The sequence below is a fragment of the Verrucomicrobium sp. BvORR034 genome, from assembly GCF_000739635.1.
Taxonomy (GTDB): domain Bacteria; phylum Verrucomicrobiota; class Verrucomicrobiia; order Verrucomicrobiales; family Verrucomicrobiaceae; genus Verrucomicrobium.
On record NZ_BATQ01000064.1, the window covers coordinates 33,805 to 55,901 of the forward strand.

Annotated in this window: 13 protein-coding genes; 9 read left to right on the forward strand and 4 right to left on the reverse strand. The window is 61.2% G+C overall.

Translation table 11 applies throughout. The features are described from left to right. Window positions 1–118 precede the first annotated feature (118 nt). From BV034_RS11570 to BV034_RS11585, 4 genes are all read left to right on the forward strand, one after another. A complete protein-coding gene (locus tag BV034_RS11570) occupies window positions 119–1,588 on the forward strand; it encodes an MBOAT family O-acyltransferase (protein WP_050027133.1) in 1,470 nt (489 codons plus the stop codon). A gap of 124 nt (window positions 1,589–1,712) precedes the next feature. Beyond that, window positions 1,713–3,338 (forward strand): peptide chain release factor 3, encoded by a 1,626-nt coding sequence (locus BV034_RS11575; protein WP_050027135.1) that lies wholly within the window; start codon window positions 1,713–1,715, stop codon window positions 3,336–3,338. Window positions 3,339–3,426: 88 nt separating this feature from the next. Beyond that, the gene (locus BV034_RS11580) at window positions 3,427–4,536 is read left to right on the forward strand and encodes a hypothetical protein (RefSeq protein WP_050027137.1); all 1,110 of its coding nucleotides are present in this window, start codon (window positions 3,427–3,429) and stop codon (window positions 4,534–4,536) included. Between the two features lie 73 nt (window positions 4,537–4,609). Next, entirely contained in the window at window positions 4,610–5,695 is a 1,086-nt protein-coding gene (locus BV034_RS11585; RefSeq protein WP_265592886.1) for a hypothetical protein, read from the forward strand. 19 nt (window positions 5,696–5,714) lie between these two features. Here the strand turns inward: BV034_RS11585 and BV034_RS11590 are convergent, their stop codons facing one another. Beyond that, entirely contained in the window at window positions 5,715–6,293 is a 579-nt protein-coding gene (locus tag BV034_RS11590; protein WP_265592887.1) for a hypothetical protein, read from the reverse strand. A 42-nt stretch (window positions 6,294–6,335) separates the two neighbouring features. Further along, complete coding sequence (locus tag BV034_RS11595; RefSeq protein WP_050027143.1) at window positions 6,336–6,584, reverse strand: hypothetical protein; 249 nt, start codon at window positions 6,582–6,584, stop codon at window positions 6,336–6,338. Window positions 6,585–6,706: 122 nt separating this feature from the next. Here BV034_RS11595 and BV034_RS11600 point away from each other — a divergent pair, with 122 nt between their 5' ends. The 4 genes from BV034_RS11600 to BV034_RS11615 all read left to right on the forward strand — a co-directional run bounded on the left by BV034_RS11600 (window position 6,707) and on the right by BV034_RS11615 (window position 13,011). Continuing rightward, window positions 6,707–7,495, forward strand: a complete 789-nt coding sequence (locus tag BV034_RS11600) for a transglutaminase family protein (protein WP_050027145.1) — start codon at window positions 6,707–6,709, stop codon at window positions 7,493–7,495. A 98-nt stretch (window positions 7,496–7,593) separates the two neighbouring features. After that, window positions 7,594–9,435: an SGNH/GDSL hydrolase family protein gene (locus BV034_RS34675; protein ID WP_081887743.1), complete on the forward strand. Its 1,842-nt coding sequence runs from the start codon at window positions 7,594–7,596 to the stop codon at window positions 9,433–9,435. A gap of 164 nt (window positions 9,436–9,599) precedes the next feature. Further along, the gene (locus tag BV034_RS34680) at window positions 9,600–11,846 is read left to right on the forward strand and encodes a GDSL-type esterase/lipase family protein (RefSeq protein ID WP_050027146.1); all 2,247 of its coding nucleotides are present in this window, start codon (window positions 9,600–9,602) and stop codon (window positions 11,844–11,846) included. 88 nt (window positions 11,847–11,934) lie between these two features. Next, entirely contained in the window at window positions 11,935–13,011 is a 1,077-nt protein-coding gene (locus BV034_RS11615) for an ABC transporter ATP-binding protein (protein ID WP_050027147.1), read from the forward strand. Between the two features lie 201 nt (window positions 13,012–13,212). Here the strand turns inward: BV034_RS11615 and BV034_RS11620 are convergent, their stop codons facing one another. Further along, entirely contained in the window at window positions 13,213–15,741 is a 2,529-nt protein-coding gene (locus tag BV034_RS11620; protein ID WP_265592888.1) for a PVC-type heme-binding CxxCH protein, read from the reverse strand. Between the two features lie 158 nt (window positions 15,742–15,899). Between BV034_RS11620 and aroE the strand changes: the two genes are divergently transcribed. After that, complete coding sequence (gene aroE / locus BV034_RS11625) at window positions 15,900–16,742, forward strand: shikimate dehydrogenase (RefSeq protein WP_050027149.1); 843 nt, start codon at window positions 15,900–15,902, stop codon at window positions 16,740–16,742. A gap of 227 nt (window positions 16,743–16,969) precedes the next feature. Here aroE and BV034_RS11630 read toward each other — a convergent pair whose 3' ends face one another. After that, complete coding sequence (locus tag BV034_RS11630; RefSeq protein ID WP_050027151.1) at window positions 16,970–22,000, reverse strand: autotransporter-associated beta strand repeat-containing protein; 5,031 nt, start codon at window positions 21,998–22,000, stop codon at window positions 16,970–16,972. Window positions 22,001–22,097 lie beyond the last annotated feature (97 nt).

Here is a 22,097-nt window from a genome sequence, read left to right on the forward strand (position 1 = left end):
CGTGATGCGGGGCTGACGTGCTTCAGATGATTGAAGCACAACCCAACTATTGAACCTCCAGGCACTGCGCCATCGGGGGGAGTGGGCTCACGCACATATCGTCATTCTTGTTTAACTGATGCTTTTCAACTCACCTGAGTTCGTCGTTTTTTTTCTCGTTGTCTTCGCCGTCTACTGGATGATGGCGCGCCGTTGGCGTTGGCAGAACTGGTTCCTTCTGGGCGCGAGCTATGTGTTCTACGGGTGGTGGGGATTTCATGCTCCCGGTCTGCATGGCTTTGATCGCGCGCTGCCCCTTGTGCTGCTGATCACCTCGACAGTGGCCACCCACGTTTGCGCCGTGGCGCTCTATCCATTGCCCGAGGAATCCAAGCGAAGGCGGGTCATCTTCTGGGTGGGCGTGGCGATCAATGTGGGGATGCTGGGTTACTTCAAGTACCGCGGCTTCTTCATGGAGAATGTGGAGGCGCTGGCCGCGCAGATGGGCTGGCATCTAACGGCGATGGAGCGGAATTTCATCCTCCCAGCGGGCATCAGCTTCTATACCTTCCAGGGCTTGTCGTATCTGATTGATGTGGATGGCGGTTCCCAGAAGCCGCCGGATCGCTTCTGGGACTTTGCGTTGTTTCATGCATACTTCCCGCAGCTCGTCGCAGGGCCCATTGAGCGGACGCCGAATCTGCTGCCCCAGCTGATGCGGCAGCGCACGCTCACTCCAGAGCGCTTCTGGAGCGGCCTCCAGCTGGTGATCATTGGCTATGTGAAAAAGGTGGCCATTGCCGATGCCATCGCTCCCATCACGGCGGATGCCTTCAATCCTGGGCTGCCGCACTCAGGGGTGGGATTGCTGCTGGGCATCTACCTCTTTGCCCTGCAGATCTACGGGGACTTTTCTGGCTATAGCGACATCGCTCGCGGCTGTTCCCGCCTCATGGGGGTGGAACTCATGATCAACTTCCGCCAGCCCTACTTCTCGAGAAACATCACCGAGTTCTGGGAGCGCTGGCACATTTCCCTGTCGAGCTGGCTGCGGGACTACCTCTTCGTCCCGCTGTGCCGCATCTTCCGGGGCAAGAAGTGGATCCCGTTCAACCTTTTTGTCACCATGCTCGTGTCCGGCATCTGGCACGGTGCCTCGTGGAACTTTGTGTTCTGGGGCATGGTGCTGGGGATCTTGCTGGTGATCCACAAGCTTTGGGCGGGGCCCAAGGCGGGCAAACATCCGCATCGGCCGCACACTCCCCGTGCCTGGGCGGTGCAGCTGGCGGGCATGTTCCTCACCTTCCACGCGGTGTGTCTCACCCTGGTGTTCGTGAAGACCCGGAACCTGACGGAGGCTTGGAACCATGTGGCAGGCATTTTCACTAAGGGCTTCTCCACCGCCGATACCATTCCGGCCGTCTATTTTGCCTTCTACGGTCTCGTCGTGGTGCTGCTGGATTTCCCCTGTTGGTGGAATGATCGCGAACGTCCCGTGGCGGATGACGCCCCCTCCTGGCAGCGTGGGCTGGTCTTCGGCTGCCTGCTCCTGTTGCTCACCTATCTGGGGGAGATGACCGGGGTGTCCTTTGTGTACTTCCAGTTTTGATCCGCGCGGGTGCTGAGGTGCGGTGTACCATCGCTTGCCAGCACCCGTTTTCCGTGGTTTGCTCGCCGCCCACTTTTTTCCTCTGGGACCTCTCAGGGGAGCCGCTCGATTCTGACCTGACCTTATGGACATTGCCTCCGAAGTCCGCCGCCGCCGCACCTTTGCCATCATTTCCCACCCGGACGCCGGGAAAACCACGCTGACGGAAAAGCTCCTCCTCTACGGAGGCGCGGTGCAGTTGGCTGGCTCAGTCACGGCCAGGAAGAATCAGCGCTCCACCACCTCCGACTGGATGGATCTGGAAAAGCAACGTGGGATCTCTGTGAGCTCCACGGTGTTGCAGTTCGAGTACAAGGACTGCGTGGTGAACCTGCTGGACACTCCCGGTCACAAGGATTTCTCAGAAGACACCTACCGGGTGCTCACCGCCGTGGATGCCGCCATCATGGTGGTGGATGCCGGTAAGGGTATCGAGAGCCAGACACGGAAGCTCTTTGAGGTTTGCCGCAAGCGCGGTGTGCCCATTTTCACGTTCATGAACAAGCTGGACCGTCCGGCTCGTGAACCGCTGACGCTGCTGGATGAGCTGGAAACGGTGTTGGGCATCGGAGCGTGTGCGCAAAACTGGCCGCTCGGCATGGGCGACCGCTTCCGCGGTATCTTCGAGCGTCGCGAGAGCCAGGTGCATCTCTTTCAGCGTACCGCCGGCGGTGCTTATCGGGCACCAGTCCGGGTGGGTGGGCTGGAGGATGAGTATGTGAAAGAGCATGTGGATGAGCATGCCCTGGCCCAGGCTCGTGAAGAACTGGAGATGCTGGATGGAGCGGGCCATGCCTTCGACATGGACGCCATCTCGCGCGGTGAACTGACTCCCGTGTTCTTTGGCAGTGCGAGCAACAACTTCGGCGTGCAGCTCCTGCTGGACGCTTTCCTGGAGATGGCTCCCCCCCCGGCACCGCGGGTGGCCAACACTGGAGCGGTGACCCCTGAAGCTCCAGAGTTCTCGGCTTTCGTCTTCAAGATCCAGGCGAACATGGATCCCCGTCACCGCGACCGTATCTACTTCCTTCGCGTGGTCTCAGGAGCCTTTCGTCGTGACATGGTGGTGAACAACCCACGCACTGGCAAGGCGGTCAAGCTGTCCAACTCCCAACGTGTGTTTGCCCGAGAGCGTGAGACCTTGGACGAGGCCTTCGCAGGGGACGTGCTCGGCGTCGTGGGCAACTACGACCTGATGATCGGTGACACTCTGGCGGCCGATCCGAAGCTGAAGTTCGATGTGATGCCCCGCTTCGTGCCGGAGTGTTTTGCTTATTTGCATGGCGATTCGCCTTCCACCTACAAGCGGTTCCGTGAAGGTCTGCAACAGCTCCTCCAGGAGGGCGTGATCCAGCAGTTCCACCAGCCTGGCTCCGTGCAGCGGGTGCCTCTGCTCGGAGCGGTCGGCCCCCTGCAGTTCGAGGTGGTGAAGTACCGTCTGCAATCCGAATACAACGCGGAATCGCGCCTGGAGAATGCCTCCTGGCAGGTCGTTCGATGGGTGCGGCGCAAGGGAGGGGAAACATGGTCAGATGATGCGGTGACTCCTGTGCGGGAAACCGCCCTGGCCCGGGACGAGCTGGGCCGCCCAGTGCTGCTGATTTCAGACGCCTGGTACCTCGGCACCTTTCAGAATCGCAACCCGGATATCGAGTTGTCTGAAGGGCCGTATGCCGACGACAAGGGGGACGACGACGCGCTGGCGGCCTGATCCGTTCACCCAAGGCAGGCGTTAAAAAAGTTTCAAGCAGGCATCGTTGCGCGCTGGACTATGAATGAAAATTCATTCATGATTCACAATGCTCGCCACCGATCCCTCACCTGACACTCCGGCGGCACCTCTCTCCAAGAAGCGATGGTTGGGCTCTGGGGCGTTGGTTGCCGCTGGACTATTCGTGTTGGGGAGGCTGGCCGCTGAGCCTCTCAGAACGCTGGGGCACTATGATAGCCGTGCAATGGAGGCCTTTGCGGCCGTGGAGCACTACGGATTGCGCAAGAAGCCGGTGGATCCTCAGGTGGCTTTCTTTGGCAGCAGCCAGACTTTTTGGGGGTTGGTGCCGGAGGTGATCGGTCGCGCCTCCGGGCACGATCCGGACGAACTGCGGGTCCTTGGAGTGGAAGCGGGCACGCCGTTTGACATGTGGAACCTGATCCGGCGCAACCCCGAGTACTTTGACAACCTGAAACTGGCGGTGGTGGAGGTGAATCCCGTGATGATGCAGACAGGGAAAGAAGGGGATGCTCGCTTGCAGCACTCCATCAGCCAGCACGCGACGCTGGAGGAGCGCAATCTGCTGCATCACCGGCATGAGCGGCTCAAGCAGCAGGCAGAGTGGCTGCTGCCACTGACCTCTGCGAGGCACTCATTGCGCTCGGTGTTTCTCGCACTGGCGGATCCAGAGGAAGGGGCGGAACTTTATCCTTTTCCAGAAGGGCGCATTCACCCCGCTGCCGACTGGTACATGCACAATGCCGGTGCCGTCACGAAGCGCTCGATGGTGCCAGCGGATGTAGCCGCCCGGCGGCTGGTGGGATACAAGGGGTGGAAGGCGTCTGCCTTGCAGGACCTGTGCCTGAAGAAGGTGCTGGCCTGGATGGAGGAGCACGAGATCCCGGTGCTTATTCACCAGTTCCCGCTGCATCCGGAGGTGGTGGATCTCATCCACAACGACACCCATTTTCATCACTGCTATACCCAGTACTCCGCTTATGTGGATAGCCTGCGTCCGAAAGCGGCTGGCATGGTGCGGCTCTTGCATCCTGACGAGTGCGGCGCGGGGATGTCGGGCATGGCGGACCGCATGCACCTGAATGAAAGCGGTGCCAGCTACTACTCCCTTCATCTGGGCGAGAACATCCGCACTTTGGTGGACCCAGTGGCTGCGGAAAAGGCGCGGGACGATCTCTGAATGAATCCGGCCCGGCTTGAGGCTGGATTTTTCACTTGGGTGTGTTATGCGTTTCCGGCATTCTACCCTTCTCATGGCAGACTCTCTACCCACCTCACCCAAGCGCGGCATTTCGCAGTGGTTTGGATCAGGGGCGCTGGTGGCTCTGGCCGTCCTTCTTGCCGGAAGATTCGCGGCGGAAAAATTGCGGGGACTGCCCCACTTTGATGAGCGGGGTGGGATGGATGCCTACGGGGCGGTGGAAACTTACTACCTGAAGAAGAATCCCAACCCCGTGGAGGTCGCCTGTTTTGGCACGAGCCAGAGCGTGTTTGGCATCTCGGAGAGTGAAGTGGCCACCTGTCTGGGAGAAAAGGCGGAACGTGTGCGCAATCTCGGAACCCCCGGGGGGACGCCGTTCGACATGTGGAGTCTCGTGCGCCGGAATCCAGACAGCTTCAAGGACTTGCATCTGGCGGTGGTGGAGATCAACCCGTTCGTCCTGCAAAAGGGGCTGGAAGGCGATGATCGCATGGTGCTGAGCTTGAGCCAGAAGGCGACTCTGCATGAGCGGCTCACCATTGCCAGCGCCCACATGCGGAGGCGGCAGTTGATGGACCTCGTGCTGCCGCTCTACTCGGCCCGTCGGTCTCTTCGGACGGTCTTTTTGAATGTGCTTGATCCCTGTCCGGGCAATGCACTCTGCCCCTGTCCGGAGCAGAAGGCTCTTCCGGCTGCCGGTTGGGTGGTGAATCACGCCCATCGTTACAACCGCGATCGTCAGAAGGTCTCCCCGGAGCTGGTCGCCCGCCGCTTCTTTGGCAACTGGCGGGTGTCAGAGCTTCAGGACGAGTCGTTGCGCAATCTTCTGGCCTGGTTTGATGAGCACAAGGTGCCGGTGGTGTTGCATCAGATGCCCGTGCATCCCGAGGTGGTGAAACTCGTGAAGTCAGATCCGCGCTACAGCAAGGGGTTCCAGCAGTTCTCCGACTATGTGGCTTCCCTCAAGCCAACTCCTGCGGCAGTGATCCAGATTCTGGACACGGATGAGTGTGGGGCGGGCGAGGGGGACCTCGCCGACCGCACCCACCTGAACCAGTTGGGGGCGTGCATCTACTCGCGATACCTGGCTGAGAAGATCAAGGCCGTGCCCGGACTGGCCGTGACTCAGGGCGGCTAGAGTTTGTTTCAGTCCGAGATCAGGCAAGCCCAAACTCCCGGCGGCCGGGATCGGACTGTAGAACGAGGAATGTGCAGATCCCCAAGAGCGTGCCGAACGGGACGCTCATCAAGTTGAAGCCTGCCATCACCAGAATGAGCATGCGATTGCGGCGCTGGCGGATGCAGCGGCCGGCGTAGATGGTGAGCCCGGAGATGGTCCAGCCGATGAGGACAAACACCAACATCATCCCGGCAAAGATGCGGAAGATCCAGACCGGTGGCGGCCCAGAGGACGGCCGATTTTGTGAAGTAGAAGGGGACTCCTCAGCTTGGCCTTCATTCTGCACAGATGGGTCTCGGTCGTCACTCAAGTGCTCCCCCTGTTGAGCCCGATGTGACGATGAAGACTCCCACTCCGAGGCGGGAATCATCGACAGGGCACCAAACAACACCACATAGATGAGGAGGAAGCTGGAGATCAGGATGCCCATGCCGCCTGTGATGAAATAACCCCAGGAGAGGAGCCGGAGCCGCTCATGGGTGACCGCCCGGATCTCGCCGGGCGTCAGACCGCCAACGACGGTTTCAGGAAGCACAGGAGGTTGGGAGGAATCCATGGGGAAAAGGGGCTTGTCGAAGGGATCTGCTCCAAACGTCACCTAGCGGACCTGGAAGTTGGTGAATCCGTCCTGCTGCGATCTGGGCACGTACTGGTCGTCTGGTGAGGGTTCGCCCAGCACCGGGGTCCCGTAGAGGCTGTTGTAGTGCTCCATCTGGCGGGTGGTTTTGCGTGAGGTGGGCTTGCGGGCGTTGACGGGGCCGCTGCACGCCGCCAGCAACAGGAGGGTGAGGCACAGGGACGCCGTGGCCATGGCAGGGTGCCGATCGCGCTTGGTTCGCATGGACATGATGTAAAACCATTTTGAGTGCGAAGGCAACTTCCCCAGCATGCTTCACAACCAGCGTGGCGCGGCAGGGCGAATCGGGATTAGGCGGCCTGTCAGAACCAAGTCGCGATTTTTTGCCACCCATGATCCTCGATGCCACCTGCCAGTTGGACTATGAATGCTCCAATTCCATCTCTGCCGTCTTCATGCTGCGCCCGCGCAGCGGATGGGCCCAGTGGATTATGAAGGAGTCCTTTCATCTCCATCCCCGGGTGCCGGTGGTGGAGTTTGACGATCTCTATGGCAACCTGTGCCAGCGGCTCGTCATACCCAAGGGGCGGCTTCACCTGTCTGTGGAGTACCGGGCGGATGTGGCGGATGGCGTGGATGTGGATCTCATGGCACCCATCCTGCCGGTGGAGCAGCTTCCCACTGAGGTGATGCACTACCTGCTACCGAGTCGGTACTGCCCGTCGGATCAACTGGGGAAACTGGCCGTCCAGGTGGCGGGGAACTCTCCCCGCACCTATCTGAGGGTGGCCCGCATCCGCACCTGGATTCACCGGAACGTCACCTATCAACACGGAGCGAGCCACGCCTCCACCTCCGCTCTGGATACCGCTCAAAGCCGGGTGGGCGTGTGCCGGGACTTCGCGCACCTCGGCATCAGCCTGTGCCGGGCGATGAACATCCCGGCGCGGATGGTGGTGGGCTTCTTACACGAACTCCAGCCCATGGACCTGCATGCCTGGTTCGAGGCCTATCTGGGCGGGCGGTGGTTCACATTCGATGCCACCGAGGACGTGACCAAGGGCAACCGCATCGTCGTGGCCTATGGGCGGGATGCTGCCGATGTGGCGCTGGCGACCCTGTTCGGTCCCTTCAAGCTTAAGGCCATGCGCGTGACGGTCGGGGAGGTTTTGCGCCATTGAATGGCAAATAGTTGGGAAGAAAAGCCGGGGACTGGCTATTTAGGAGAGGGGCGAACGTCTGTTTGCGCCCAGACGTCTCTCCACTGTCACCTCACCTCATGAGCATCCCCCTGAATCGTCCTTGGCCAGCTTTACTGCTGTCGGTTGCTGTTGCCGCATCCGCGGTCCTCGGAGTCGACCCCGTTGTTGCCCAGTCAGCTTCATCTTCCTCTGCCCAACAGGAGCTTCCCGACGCCGGGCGGATCGTCTTTCTGGGAGACAGCATCACCGCCGACGGAAAGTACGTCGAGTATGTGGAGACTGTACTGCTGGCCAAGACCTCCAAGCGGTATGACATCATCGATCTGGGGCTCTCCAGCGAGACCGTGTCCGGACTTTCTGAGGATGGGCACGCAGGCGGGAAGTTTCCGCGTCCAGACTTGCACGAGCGGCTGACCCGGGCGCTGGACAGGACCAAACCGCAACTCGTGGTGGCCTGCTACGGGATGAACGACGGGATCTACTACCCGTTCAGTGACGAGCGGTTTGGGAAATATGAGTCGGGCATGCGCGATTTGCGCAGGGAGGCGGCTGCACGTGGCATCTCGGTCACTCATCTGACGCCGCCGGTGTTTGATCCGGTACCGATCAAGGACAAGGTCCTGCCCGCAGGCCTGGACGCCTACCCAAGGCCGTTCGTGGGGTACAATGAGGTGTTGGGGAAGTATGGAGCCTGGCTCCAGCGGATGGCTGTCAGCGAGAAATGGGCGGTGGTGGACATCCATGGGGCGATGACCAAGGCTCTGGATGAGAAGCGCAAGACAGATGCCGCATTTGCTTTCGCCCGGGACGGAGTTCACCCGAACGCGGAAGGGCACTGGGTGATGGCTCAGCCGCTGCTGAACGCCTGGGGTGTGAAGCACGATTACCAAGTGGAGGACCTGACGGCCCCTCAAGGCAGGCTGGCCGTGCTCTACAAGGCGGTTGCCGCCCGCCAACGTCAGATGAAGGCGGCCTGGATGAGCGAGGTTGGGCACAAGCGCCCTGGCGTGGCCCCAGGGTTGCCCCTGCCAGAAGCGCAAGCCAAGGCCGCCGCACTGACGGCCGAGATCCAGACCCTGCTGGCGGTGGGGCCGTCCGCCTGGGTGGGCGTGGCCAAGTCGGAGGCGCCAGCGCCAGCTGCGGCGTCCGCATCAGCGCCGTTTCCTGGCAAGAAGAGCGTCTGGAAGGGATATGATCGGTATGAGTTCGACGTGGAAGGGCACGTGGCGAGTGTGGTGGTGCCCAAAAACGTCGCGAAGGGGAAACCCTGGGTCTGGCATGGGGAGTTCTTTGGCCACAAGCCAGATCCGGATGTGGCCCTCCTCGGCAAAGGTTTCCACATCGTGTACCTGAAAGTGAATGACATGCTGGGCAGTCCGACGGCGGTGCAGTACTGGAACGACCTCTACAAGGTCCTGACAGAGAAGTATGGCCTGGGGCCGAAGCCCGCCCTCGTGGGGCTGAGCAGAGGCGGCCTCTACTGCTACAACTGGGCCATCGCCAACCCGGACAAGGTCTCCTGCATCTATGCGGATGCGCCGGTCTGCGACTTCAAGAGCTGGCCGGGCGGGAAAGGGAAGGGGAAAGGAGACCCCAAGAACTGGCAGCTCGTGCTGAAGCTGTGGGGCTTCAAGGATGAGGCCGAGGCGCTGGCCTACAAGGGGAATCCCGTGGACAACCTCCAACCCCTGGCGCAGCGCAAGGTGCCGCTGCTTCACGTTTATGGCGATGCGGACGATGTGGTGCCATGGGATGAGAACACGGGTGTGATCGCCACCCGCTATCGCGGTCTCGGCGGGCCCATTGAGTTGATCGAGAAAAAGGGCGTGGGTCACCATCCGCACGGCCTGCAGGACAGCACTCCCATTGTGGAGTTCATTCTCAAGCACGCCAGCGAACCCGCGAAGCCTGCATCTTAAGGGGTACTGCGGGGCGGGAACCCGCACAGATTGTCAAAAATCGCTTGCGAGGGGCGTTTTCAGAGGTCGGTTTGCAGTCCCTGCCACGAGGCAGGGCGGCGCGTCTCCGGCGTGTCCGGCGAACTCCTGCCCGTCCTGTCTTACCACCTCTGACTTCTCTCGCGATGAATCTCTTTTTGAAGCATGCCTGGCCGACCTCCGTGTTGTCTGCCGTGATTGCCGTCTGCGCAGGGCTGGGGGCCAGCAATGTCTCCGCGCAAAATTCCGCGTCCGGCTACTCTGTGGGGAAGGTGGGTGAACTCCCCAAGGCGGAACGCATCCTCTTCCTCGGGGACAGCATCACGGCAGATGGCAAGTACATCGAGTACGTGGAGACCATCGTGCTGGCCACGAGCGACAAGCGGTATGACATGATCAACCTCGGTCTGGCCAGCGAGACCGTTTCCGGGCTGACGGAGAATGGGCATGCGGACGGGAAGTTCCCACGCCCCAACCTGCATGAACGTCTCGCCCGGGCCCTGGAGAAGACCAAACCCCAGCTCATCGTGGCGTGCTATGGCATGAACGATGGCATCTACCACCCGTATCGGGATGACCGCTTCAACAAGTTCGTGGCTGGCGTGCAGGTGGTCCGGGACCGCGCCTGGGACCGCAAGATCGCCATCACCCATCTCACCCCACCCGTATTCGACCCGCTGCCGATCAAGGACAAGGTCCTGCCTGCAGGGCGAAACTCCTATCCCGAGCCCTTCGAGCGCTACAACTCAGTGCTCGACCGCTACACCCTGTGGATGAACGGGAAGGGCCGCCGCACCGGGTGGCGCGTGGTGGATGTGCACACGGCCATGGCGGACTATCTGGAGGAGAAGCGCAAGGCAGATCCAGAATTCACCCTGGCCAAGGACGGGGTGCACCCCAATGAGGAGGGGCACTGGGTCATCGCCCAACCGCTGCTGGCCTCATGGGGAGTGAAGCATGATTACAAGCTGGAGGACCTGACCACGCCCGAGGGACGGCTGGGCAAGCTCTACGCGGTGGTCGCAGAGCGCCAGCACCTCATGAAGGCCGCCTGGCTGAGCGAGGTGGGACACAAGCGGCCCGGGGTAAAAGCGGGTCTCCCTCTGGAGGAAGCCCAGCAGAAAGCCGCGGCCTTGACCACGGAGATCGAGGCGATTTTGAAGGGTGGCCCTACGGTGCTGGCCGCCAGTCCTACGCCGGAGGCACCTGTGCCTTCCGCAGTGCCGATTTCTGAACCAGGTGCCAGCGTTGGCGTTGGCGCTCCCATGGCGGTCGCTCCTGTAGCCTCAACGGCAGAGGTCGCGCCGACACCCGCCCCAGCCCCAGTAGCGATGGCTCCGGCCCCGACGCCTGCACCCGCTCCTGAGGTGGAGCCCCAGGCGGCCCCGATGGTGGTCGCAGCTTCTGCTCCCCAACCGGAGGCCACTCCCGCTCCCGAACCTGCGACGGCTCCGACTCCGCAGGGTTCACCCTCTTTGCCCCTGCCTCCCGCGCCGATGGTGGCAGCCGCCACCTTGGTCAAGGCGGAACCGGTTCCCTTGTCCGCTCCCGTGCCCCCTCCGGCTTTGAAGAATCCCGGTGTGCCTCTGCTGCCGGGGAACAGTGTGGATTCTGCCGCAGAACCCGAAGGTCCCGCGCTTTTCCCAGGGCGCCGCAGCAAATGGCAGGGCTTTGACCGCTACGACTTCGATGTGAACGGCCCGCTGGTAACGGTGGTGGCTCCCAAGACGGCGGCCAAGGGCAAACCCTGGGTGTGGCATGGTGAGTTCTTCGGTCACAAGCCGGATCCCGATGTGGCCCTGCTGGAAAAAGGTTTCCATATCGCCTACATGCGCGTGAGCGACATGCTCGGCAGTCCTCCTGCGGTGAAGCACTGGAATGCTTTTTATGCCGTGCTCACCAAGCAGTATGGGTTCAACAAAAAGCCCGCCCTGGTCGGTCTGAGCCGTGGTGGTCTGTATTGCTACAACTGGGCCATTGCCAACCCAGACAAGGTGGCCTGCATCTATGGCGATGCGCCAGTGTGTGACTTCAAGAGCTGGCCCGGTGGCAAGGGCAAGGGCAAGGGCGACGCGAAAAACTGGCAGCTTGTGATGGATCTCTGGGGGTTCAAGGACGAAGCCGAGGCGCTCGCGTACAAGGGCAATCCGGTGGACAACCTGGAAGGTCTGGCCAAGCGCAAGGTGGCGATCATCCACGTGTTTGGCGATGCCGATGACATCGTGCCCTGGCAGGAGAACACCGGCCTCGTGGCGGAGCGTTATCGCAAGCTGGGTGCCCCGATTGAATTGATCGCGAAAGCGGGTGTGGGGCATCACCCCCATGGGTTGCAGGACAGCACGCCCATCGTGGAGTTCATCCTCAAGCATGCGGCATCTCCTTCGCGCCGGTAGTGCCTGACTCAGGCCGGGGCCGTGGGGCTCCGGTCAGGTTGTGCGGTTCGTTGCTTGCCACGGCCGTTGAGACCCACTAGAAAGCGGGATGGTTTCGATCTCCATCAAGCACGTCACGAAGCGCTTCGGCCAGGTCTTTGGCCTGAATGACGTGAGCCTGGAGATCCTGCGCGGGGAGATGTTCTTCCTGCTCGGTCCGAGCGGTTGTGGAAAAACGACTCTGCTGCGTCACATCGCGGGCTTCTACCGGCCGGACAAGGGGCAGGTGCTTTTCGACGGCGAAGATGTCAGTGGCCTGCCTCCGCATCGAAGAGGGGCGGCCATGATGTTCCAGAGTTATGCCCTATGGCCGCACATGGATGTGGCGGCGAATGTGGCCTTTGGCCTGGAAGAGCGCCGCCGCCCGGCCAAGGAGATTGACCGCCGGGTGGAAGATGCCCTGGGCATGGTCAAGATGGACGGGCTGGGGGACCGCCGGATATCGCAATTGAGCGGGGGACAGCAGCAGCGCGTGGCTTTGGCACGGGCGCTGGTGGTACGACCGCAAGTGCTGCTGCTGGACGAACCGCTCTCCAACCTGGATGCACGTCTGCGGATTGAGATGCGCTCTGAGATCCGTCGGATCTGCCGTGACTCCGGTCTGACGGCGGTCTATGTGACCCATGATCAGAAGGAGGCGCTGAGCATGGCGGACCGGATGGCGGTGATGGACGGCGGCAAGATCGTCCAGGTGGGAACGCCCCCGCAGATCTACTGCCAGCCCGGCAGCAAGATGGTGGCCGCCTTCATCGGGGAGACGAATCTCATCAATGGTACGGTGAAACAACAGAGCTACCGTGCCGGTCTCTGGGACGTGGACACGCCCTGCGGCATGTTGCGGGGCAGCCCGAGCGGGGAGTTTGTGCCTGTGGCTGGTCAGCCGGTGACCTTGTCCATCCGGCCGGAGGCTCTTTTTCTAGGGGAAGTGGGGGACTCTCCCAATCGCTTCTTTGGGAACATCATCGAGACCACCTATCTCGGCGAGATGGTGCAGTACGAGCTTTGCACGCGAGATGGGACCTTACTCCGCATCAGTGAGATGAACCCCTCCACGCTGTACCAGCCTGGGCCGGATGAGTTGAGGCTGATGGCGCGCACGGAGGATGTGCTCATCATGCGGCAGTAGGGCCTGCTGCGCGAGACACAAGACGCAAGACCTGAGAGCAGGGGCTTCGGCGGAGATTGTGAGGTGACTGGATTTCACAAGGCGTAGCCAAAGCGGTGATGCTCACCGCAGTCCCAAAATCTTGCTGCGCAAGATCAGGTGTTGGGTGTGTGGTGGAGGGGGCGTGCGAATAAGCCTGAGATGTTGCAGGGCTGGGTATCCCTACTTCTTCGACTTCAAATACTCCACAAGATCCCGGATCTGCACATCGCTCAGGCGGGCCACCATGCCCTCGGGCATGATGGAGACGGGGAGGTGCTCACGTTTGGTGATTTCCTCAATCTTCACATCGAATGGGCGGCCATCCAGACCGACGTAGGTGTGCACATTGCCGCGCTCCATGAGCTGGAAGGCGGTGCGCGCCTTTCCATCACTGGTGGTCAGGTTGTAGGACTCGTATTGGGGTGGGACGTTGCGGCTGGGCTGAAGCAGGGATTCAAGGATATAATCCGGTGATTTGGCGGCACCGACGGTGGAGAGGTTGGGGCCGGCGGGGCTGCCCACGCCGTCGATCCGATGGCACAGGACGCAACCGCCAAGCTTCGGGTGGAAGAACACCTCGCGTCCCTGCGCAAGATCGGGCTTGTCGGGTACCGCAGCCAGGTATTTCTCCCACGCGGGGATGTCGTTGAATGGGGGACGGCCGGTGGGTGGAGGCGGCAGCGGGGCGTCACTCATGGCGAGTTCCTTGGCCCGCTTCATGATCGGGTCGGAGTCCATGTTAAGAATACCCAGGGCTTTCTTGTCCTCCTCATTCAAGGTCATGTGCATCAAGGCTGCGGATCTGGCCTCGGGAGACTTCTTGGGATCAAACGCGACCTGTCGGAGCAGACTCTCCCGATTGTTGTCGCGGAGGGAACCGATGATCTGGGTGACAAACTCCTGGAAGGCACCGTCGCCCTCATTCAGAAGGGGCGCGAGATCGGCAGCCAGCAGTTGATGTTCACGATCCGGCAATATTTCCAGGGCGGCACGCTTGAGGCGGTATGGCGTCTGGGCATCTGAAAGGCGGGCTTTCAAGCGCTTGATGAGATCGGCCTCCTGAATTTGCTCGGACTCAAGGCGCCCCAATGCGGTGATGCCAGCGTAGAACAGCGCCGGAGTGAGTTCAGGATCGGTCAGCAGCTTTTCGACATCTGCCTTGTAGTCCGCCATCCGATTGTCGGAAACCCACTTCAGGGCGAGGAGGCGGACGGTGGGATCGGTATCGGTGAGGAATTCCTTGGGCAGGAGGAGTGGCTCCGCTCCAGTGCGTTTGGCATCACGGCTCAGCGCGAGAAGCAGCCCCTGCCGCTGGTGGGGATAGGGGAGTTTGTTGTCCTTCAGAATCCAGAGGAGATCCTGCTCCCGGGCCATCCGGGTGATGGCGGCGGAGAAGGTCCACGGATTGGGATCATTGAGCCATTCTGCCGCCTCCAGTGCGGTGACCTTTTCCTTCTTCAGGATCTTGTCGAGTTGCTCCTGCTTCCAGGCAACGCCGCTTTTCACCGCGAGCGGTCCCTTCAAGTCAGTCGCTTTTTTGGCAGAGATTCGCCAGATGCGCCCTTTGCCATGGAGTTCGTAGTCTCGCTTCACCCAGTCACTCACATAGAGGGAGCCATCGGGTGCCGTGGCAAAGGCGACCGGGCGGAAGTCGTTGCCACCATGAACCAGGACTTTTTTCTCCGCAGGGAGGTAGGCATGGGCGGTGTCGGGCAGGAAGTATGCCTCGATGGTGTGATCCACCCAGGAGGCCACGAGCAGGCTGCCGTGCCATGGGGCGGGGAGGCCCCGGAACCCCTTGGTCGCGCCGGGGGCATAGAAGGTGATGTCACACGGGGCCTCGCCGGTGGCGGCGAGCATGGGCAGCGTCCCGGGCAGTTCTCCGTTCCAACTGATGAAGGGATGCAGACCGCTGCGGCCGTAGCGGAACTGGTAGCCGTAGTCGCCACCCTCGATGACATGGTGCAAACGGCACGGTGGCCGGGAATCAGGATCATTGTCTGTGGCGAAGACATCGCCCCAGGAATCGACGCAGACTCCAAAGGGGTTCCAAAAGCCGGTGGCGATGCGCCGCAGCTTGCCGCCCTCGGTGGTGGCGTGAAAGATGTTCCCGCCTTCCCCTTGATCACTGTGTTTGCTCCCGTCTGAACCTGCCAGGGTGTACGCGGCACCCAGATTCTCCCCCAGTCCGAAATAGAGGCCGCCGTTCCCGTCAAAAGCCAGTCCACCGAGACCGTTGTGGGGGTAAATTCCTTCTGTCTCGAGAGAGACGAGCTTGCGGTCCACCTGCTCAGCCTTGCCATCCCCGTCCGCATCCCGCAGTCGGAGGATCTCATTGCGTGTGGCCACATAAACGGAGCCATCCGGGGCCGTGGCCAGATCCATGGTCATGCTGGTGCCTTCGAAGAACACATTGGCCTTCTCAGCTTTGCCGTCCTTGTCGGCGTCTTCCATCCAGAGAATGCGGTCGTGCTCCGGTCCCTGGTAGCCGGGAGGACGGAAGTGGGTGTTGCTTTCGATGACGAGCAGCTTGCCGTCCCGGGTGAAAGTCAGCCCAATAGGTGTACGCAGGAGGGGATCGCTGGCAAAGAGGTCCACCTTGAGGGCGGGGTCCGCGACGGTGGGAGCCTCGATTTTTTCTTTCGAGGTGCCGCTGCCTCCGTTCTGGCCCCAGGCGGGGGCCATCAGCAGCAGGACGAGTCCAGCCATGAATGTCAGGGCAGGGATTGGCGGGAGGGAGACACCGTTCATCAACGCCAGTTTACGCAACGGTTGACAAGGAAACAATCCGGGAGTCATGATCTTTGCTCGATGGATCGAAAGGCCGGAGTCGTTCGGTTCGTCCTGTATGCACCGCCTGCCGCAGCATGAACTTCCTGCCCACCCTCATCGGCTGTTTTGCCAAGCCTGTCGCTGAAAATCCCACTGTGGTGATGATGGAGGCGGCATTTCGCCACCACGGGCTGCACTACCTCTATGTAAACATGGAGGTGTCCCCTGAAAATTTGGCAGATGCCGTGCGCGGTGCCAAGGCCCAGGGGTATGTGGGATTTAACTGCAGCTTGCCGCACAAGGTGGCGGTCATCGAGCACCTGGATGGACTCGGTGAATCGGCGAGACTGATTGGAGCAGTGAACTGCGCTGTGAAACGTGGGGACCAGTGGATCGGGGAGAACACCGATGGCAAAGGCTTCCTCAACAGCCTTCAGGAAGTGGCAGACCCCAATGGGCAGCATGTCGTCATTCTGGGGGCCGGAGGCGCGGCTCGCGCCATCGCCGTGGAGCTGGCCCTGGCGGGAGCGAGGAAATTCACCATCGTGAACCGTTCCGAGGATCGCGGCATGGAGCTGACGACGCACGTCACGCGGAATACGCCCGCTGCGGCGGTCTTCGCACCCTGGACCGGACCCTTCGCCATCCCGGAGGATGCCGGAGTGGTGGTGAATGCGACTTCCATCGGGCTGTATCCAGACGTGGATGTCATGCCGGAGATCGATTTGGCGACATTAAAACCAGAGATGGTGGTGGCGGACGTCATTCCCAATCCTCCTTACACCCGGCTGTTCAATGAGGCCGAGAACCTGGGTTGCAAGGTGCTGGATGGTCTGGGCATGCTTGTGAACCAGGGCGCGACCAATATTGAATATTGGGCCGGAGTTTCGCCCGACAAGGGCGTGATGCGTGAGGCCCTGGCGAGGTTGTTTGGTTAGAGGGCGCGGTTTGGCGGTTCACCCGATGGGCCTACCGCTCTGCGGTAGAATACGGGGTGCCCTTTTCCATGGGTTGCACTCGCTACGCTCGCTTCACCCATGGCTATTCATGGTGAACCCTCCGGGTTCGAGGGCCAACGATTGTGGTGTCTCGTGACGAGGCCAAATGGATGTCAACTTGGAGCCCGGAGGAAGCTGTTTGAAACAAACAGAACCCGGCCCAAGCACTAGAAACGCCTTCTCCTCCTCATCACTCCCACCGCCAGGGCTACCATTAGCAGCACCGTTCTTCCCGGCTCAGGCACGTTCGTGACGGAGATGACGCCCTCTGTATAAAGCTTGCTGGTATCCCACGAAAGATCCCCGCTTAAACCGGGGAGGGCGAGAATGCTGAACTCTCCCGTCCGGGACCCGAGGCCGGACCAGTCAAAGAGCTTCCAGGAATCGTTCACGGCCCATTCCATCATGTCCATGGGGTTGTTGATGATGAGGGTGGCTCCGTTCTCGATGACCAGTGAGCCATTGATGACCATGACATCCGCCGCAGTGCTGTCGCCAGCGTTGTTTCCCAACATCTGGCCATGGATGAGATCGAGTGCAAGACTGCTGCCAGACTTGAAGGTGAGAGTGCCGCTGCCAGTGGTGGCGATCTCCAGACGGGCGGCTTGCGCGATGGCCAGGGTGGAATCGCCCACTGCCACGGTGCCGTTAACCGTGATGTTCGAGCCTGTTCCCGGTGCGACCCGCCCGATGCCGCCCAGCGTGGCCCCTGCGGCCACGGTGACGTTCCCGCTACCCGTGGCGGATCCCGGGCTGCCGCCGGTGTTCATCGCCAGGAGGGTGCCCGCCAGGATGTCTGTGCCGCCGCCGTGGGTGCTGGCACCTGTGATGGCCCAGGTGCCGGTCCCGGTCTTCTCAATGCGGGTTAGGATGGTTGCACTCGGGTTGTTAATGCTGACGATGGAGTTCGCTCCGGTGTTGGTGCCGCTGAGACGCAAGAGGCGCTCGACCGGATTGGACCCGGCTGCCTGCATCGCAGAGGTGAATTTCACCGTGCCGGTGCCGTTGTTTTCGAGCACGGCCACGACGGAAATGATCTCATTGGGTAGATCAGTGTTTGAAATCCGGACCACGCGATTGGTGGATGAGTCCGTGCTTCCGATGTAGCGGAGCACGGAATAGGCATTGAGACCCGTCGAGCCAGTCGTGCGGTTCGAGAGGTCAATGATGCCGGAGTCTGCTGTGAGGCCGGTGCCGTTGAAGGTGCCGGTGCCCAGGGAGCTGACTTGACCAAGGTCGGCCAGCTTTTCCACCTCGATGAGGCCGAAGGAAATCGTGGTCTTTCCTGCATAGGTGTTGTTCGCGCCCAAGATCAGCGGGGCGTTGTCGGCCGCCATGCGGATGCTGATGTTGTTCTCATACTGTCCGGCACCGCCGATGTAGCCTTTGCGGAAGTCGCTGGTGATGTTGGAGCCATCCAGCAGGAAGGTGGAGAGCACCGTCCCACCACCCACGAGAGCGTTCTGAGTACCATAGCCGTCGATTTGCAGCCAGTCTGAGTACACCAGGATCGAGGTGGTGTTGTTGCCGATCTTAAACTTGCCGCTGGTAGCGCCTCCGCCGAGGGTGTACTGACCTGCGGTGTTGATGTTGCCCGTGCGGAGGTGCAAGGTGCCTTCTATCACCTTGGTGGTGCCAGAGTAGTTGTGCGTGGCCGTGTCCAGGATGACGGTGCCAGCACCGCTCTTGGTGAGAGATGTGCTGGTATTCGTGCCACCCAGGTTGTTGTCGATGTTCGCGGTGATGATGAGATCGCCCAAGGTATTGTTCTGCACGATCACCAGGTCGGAGGTGGTGAATGACAGGCCAGTGGAGTTGCTTCGCAGTGTTCCACCGTCAATGTAAGTCGTGTGGGCGCCCACGCCCTCTCCCACGAGAATGCCTCCGGTGGTGAGCGTGATGCCGTCACTCATGCCGATGTAGCTGCTCTGTGCGGCATTGAACCGGAGGCTGCTGGTATCTGCACTGGCTGCGAGTGTGATGATGCCTGCGCCCAGCACCACATCGGCGTTGCCGGACAGGCTTGTGGATGTGCTGGCAGTGTAGCCGTCCACAATGCTGGAGAGTCCCACGATCTGGCGTCGTCCATCCACTGCCGCGGTAGTGGCAGCCCAGTCGTTCTTGCCCCAGGTGACGGAGGCGGTGCCATCGTGGGTGATGAGGGCATTGTTCACGCCGCCGGTGGTGCTGTAGCTGCCAGCAGGAGGTGGGGTGAACTCCAGAACGCTGCCGGAGAGCGCGCGGGCAATGTTCCCAAACGAGATGTTTACAGCGGTAGCACCATTTTGCACCGTGGTGATGTAGGACTGGCCGACGCCGATGGCCAGATTGCCAAACTGCTGGCTCGTAGTGGTGCCGGAACGTCCGGTGACCCTCAGAGTGCTGCCGGTTATCGTGAGCCCGCCCGGGGTGGAGAGGCCGTTGTAGATCAGGTTCGTGGAAACGCCCGCGTCGGCGAAGTCCAGGTACAGTTCGCCTCCGCTAAGCGTGGTGGTGCCGTCATAGTTGCTGGCGGCACGCAGCGTCAAGGTGCCGCTGCCGTCCTTGGTGATGGAGAAGATGCCGGTGCTCTGCCTGGAGATGGCATCGAGTACCAAGATGTTTCCCGCGCCTCCGAAGGCGAGCGCCCGGTTGGTGCTGGAGTTGTCCTTGATGATGGCGCTGCCACTGGCGACATCCAGAGTGAGGGTTCCATCCAGCGACTGGATGCGGGAGGCGTTGTTGACAGTGATGAGCCCGGTAAGGCTGTTGTCCCCACCTGTGCTGCGCAGACCCCCGCCCTGACTGGTGCCGGTGCTGCCCAGCGTGAAGGTCTCGGCCAAAGACCAGCCGTTCCCGTTAAGTTCGACGGCTCCCGTGCCGGAGACCGTGGTGGCCCCGGCGGCGGTGCCTAGCGCGTTGACGTGGCCAATGCGCAGGATGCCATTGCTCACGGCGGTCGCAGTGGTGAATGCATTGTCACCGTTCACGATCATCAAGCCACTGCCGTCTTTCGTAAAGGCGGTGCCAGTGGAGGAGTTGATCCGGCCGTTGACCACCAGGGTGCCAGCCCCACCAAAGGTCAAGGTGTTGGAGGTGGAGCTGACGGTAATCACGTTGGTGGCGAGGGTGGCGCCCTGAAGCGTCAGCGTGCCAGTATCCACATTGATGCGGCCCGGCCCGGCCAGGGTGAGGGGACCCGTCAGCATGTTGCTGCCGCCCACACTGCGCAGCGCTCCGTCATTGTTCACTCCGTTCCCCGCAATGCTGATGGCTTCTGCCGAGGAGACGCCCCCGGAGAGTCGTAGCGCAGCTCCCGCGAGGACGGAGGTCGAGCCCGCTGTGGTGCCCAGAGCCCCTGGGTGACGTATCTCCAGAGATCCGCTCGCGATCTGGACGCTGCCTGTAAAGGTGTTGTCACCATCCAGGACGACATTGCCCGAGCCGTTGATGTAGAGGTTCACGGGACCAGCAGCATTGTTCACGATCTGGGAATGGATCGTCAGCGTGGCGCTCGGCGACATGTTGGTGAGGAAGAGACTGGCCCCCGTGGCGGTGCCTGCCGTGAGCTTTCCAGCGCTGCCCGCACGTCCCACGATCAGATCCTTGGCTCCGCCTGTCATCTGGATGCCAGCGGTTTGACCAAGCTGCAATTGATTGCCCGTGCCGATGTCGAGCAAGCGCTTTGAGACGGTGTCGGTTTGGGAAATGGATGCCACCATCGCTGATCCGCTGGCGGTCGCAACGGCGCGGGAGGCATTGGTCAGCTGGAGATCCGTCGTGGCAGTGTAGGTGTTCAGCGTGCTGCCCAAGGTGTGAGTGGTGGTGCCGGTGAAGCGGGTCACGACACCGTTGCTGGCCTGGGCCCAGCCGCCATTGCCCGACGCATCCGCAATCGTTGCCCACGGACCGATGAGACCATTGGCCTGGGTGGTGGAGATGGTGCCTGATGTTGGCGTGATGAAGGCGAGGGTAGTGGAAGCCTGAACCCGGCTGATGGTGCCGAGAGAGAGGTCCATGGTTCCTCCAGTGCCAGAGATCAACGACACGGTGGATCGCGTGCCGGTGGCGCTGAGATTGCCGAAGCGCTGGCTGTTGGCCACTCCGTCTTTGCCTTGCAGCACCAGGGCAGCGCGACCATAGGTGCCGCCGATAAGTTCCAGCATCCCGGCGCTGGCCACGTTGTTGTAGAGGATGTCATCCTCCGGTGCGCCTGCACCATTAAAATCCAGGATGGTGATGCCTCCTGCGACGGAGTTGGATCGCCCAAAAGTCGTTTTACCGGTGTAGGTATTAACCCCGGTGATGGTCAGAGTGGTATCCACGGCCGAAGCGAACCGGGCGAAACCGTAGCTCCCACCCTGCTCCGAGATGCCGCCGGAAATGACCGCGTTTCCTGCGGAAGCGTTGGTCATGATGCCCGCATCCGCCGTCAGGACGATGTCACCAGTATAGGTGATGTTTGCGGAGTCCACCCGGATGGCTCCGTTTCCGACGCCATTTCCGGCCAGGTGAATGTCGGTCACATATGTCTGGCCGGTGCCGCTGGTGGCAAGGACGCTGCCCGCCTGTACCACCACTTTGTCCAGGCCCTCGAGGTTGTTGTTGCCAGCGGTCAGCAGGAAGATGCCTTTGGTGAAATCGGGAGAGGATTGTAGAGTCAGGGTGCCAGTAAGGTCGTTGTCATTGGCAAAGCGCAGGTACTGGAAAGTCGCCGACAGCGTGCCGGAATCGCGTGCCATCGTCAGGTTGTGGGCTTTGACGGCGAGGTTGAAGTTGATGAACAGGATGGTGCCCGACCCTGAGGAGCTGTTCTCTGCTGCCGTGATGATGGCTCCGTCGGCAAAGTTCAATGCACTGCCGTTGGTGGAGCTAAAGGTGTGCGTCATGCCTCCAGCGATAGTCGGGCCGGCCTGAAGGCTGTTGAACCGCATGTTACGGACAAAGATGTTTTCCGTGAGGTTGATCGTGCCTCCGGTGACGCTGTTCGTGTTGCCGAAGGCGGCGTCGTGGGCCCCGTCGTTGTTCCAGCTGACGTTCTGGTTGAGGGTGAGATCGTACCAGTTGAGGGCGGTGGTGTTCCAGTCTCCGCCACCATTCTGCGTACCTGAATTGACGGGGATGGGCACGCCGTCAAAAGTCAGCGTCTGGGCAAGGCTGGGCAGCGTCAGAAACGTACAAACAAGAAGTGGAAAAAATACGAATGTGATGTGTCTCATACGGCGAGGGCTGCTTGTGACGCGGCCGTGGACATCCCTTGTACCGTAGGAGACGGTAGTTTTAAGGGAGTCTTGGGCCGACGTTCACCAAGCAGCC

Coding starts and splice junctions, on each gene's coding strand:
- BV034_RS11570 (WP_050027133.1), top strand. CDS start 119: ATGCTTTTCAACTCACCTGAGTTCGTCGTTTTTTTTCTCGTTGTCTTC.
- BV034_RS11575 (WP_050027135.1), top strand. CDS start 1,713: ATGGACATTGCCTCCGAAGTCCGCCGCCGCCGCACCTTTGCCATCATT.
- BV034_RS11580 (WP_050027137.1), top strand. CDS start 3,427: ATGCTCGCCACCGATCCCTCACCTGACACTCCGGCGGCACCTCTCTCC.
- BV034_RS11585 (WP_265592886.1), top strand. CDS start 4,610: ATGGCAGACTCTCTACCCACCTCACCCAAGCGCGGCATTTCGCAGTGG.
- BV034_RS11590 (WP_265592887.1), bottom strand. CDS start 6,293: ATGGATTCCTCCCAACCTCCTGTGCTTCCTGAAACCGTCGTTGGCGGT.
- BV034_RS11595 (WP_050027143.1), bottom strand. CDS start 6,584: ATGTCCATGCGAACCAAGCGCGATCGGCACCCTGCCATGGCCACGGCG.
- BV034_RS11600 (WP_050027145.1), top strand. CDS start 6,707: ATGATCCTCGATGCCACCTGCCAGTTGGACTATGAATGCTCCAATTCC.
- BV034_RS34675 (WP_081887743.1), top strand. CDS start 7,594: ATGAGCATCCCCCTGAATCGTCCTTGGCCAGCTTTACTGCTGTCGGTT.
- BV034_RS34680 (WP_050027146.1), top strand. CDS start 9,600: ATGAATCTCTTTTTGAAGCATGCCTGGCCGACCTCCGTGTTGTCTGCC.
- BV034_RS11615 (WP_050027147.1), top strand. CDS start 11,935: ATGGTTTCGATCTCCATCAAGCACGTCACGAAGCGCTTCGGCCAGGTC.
- BV034_RS11620 (WP_265592888.1), bottom strand. CDS start 15,741: ATGGCTGGACTCGTCCTGCTGCTGATGGCCCCCGCCTGGGGCCAGAAC.
- aroE (WP_050027149.1), top strand. CDS start 15,900: ATGAACTTCCTGCCCACCCTCATCGGCTGTTTTGCCAAGCCTGTCGCT.
- BV034_RS11630 (WP_050027151.1), bottom strand. CDS start 22,000: ATGAGACACATCACATTCGTATTTTTTCCACTTCTTGTTTGTACGTTT.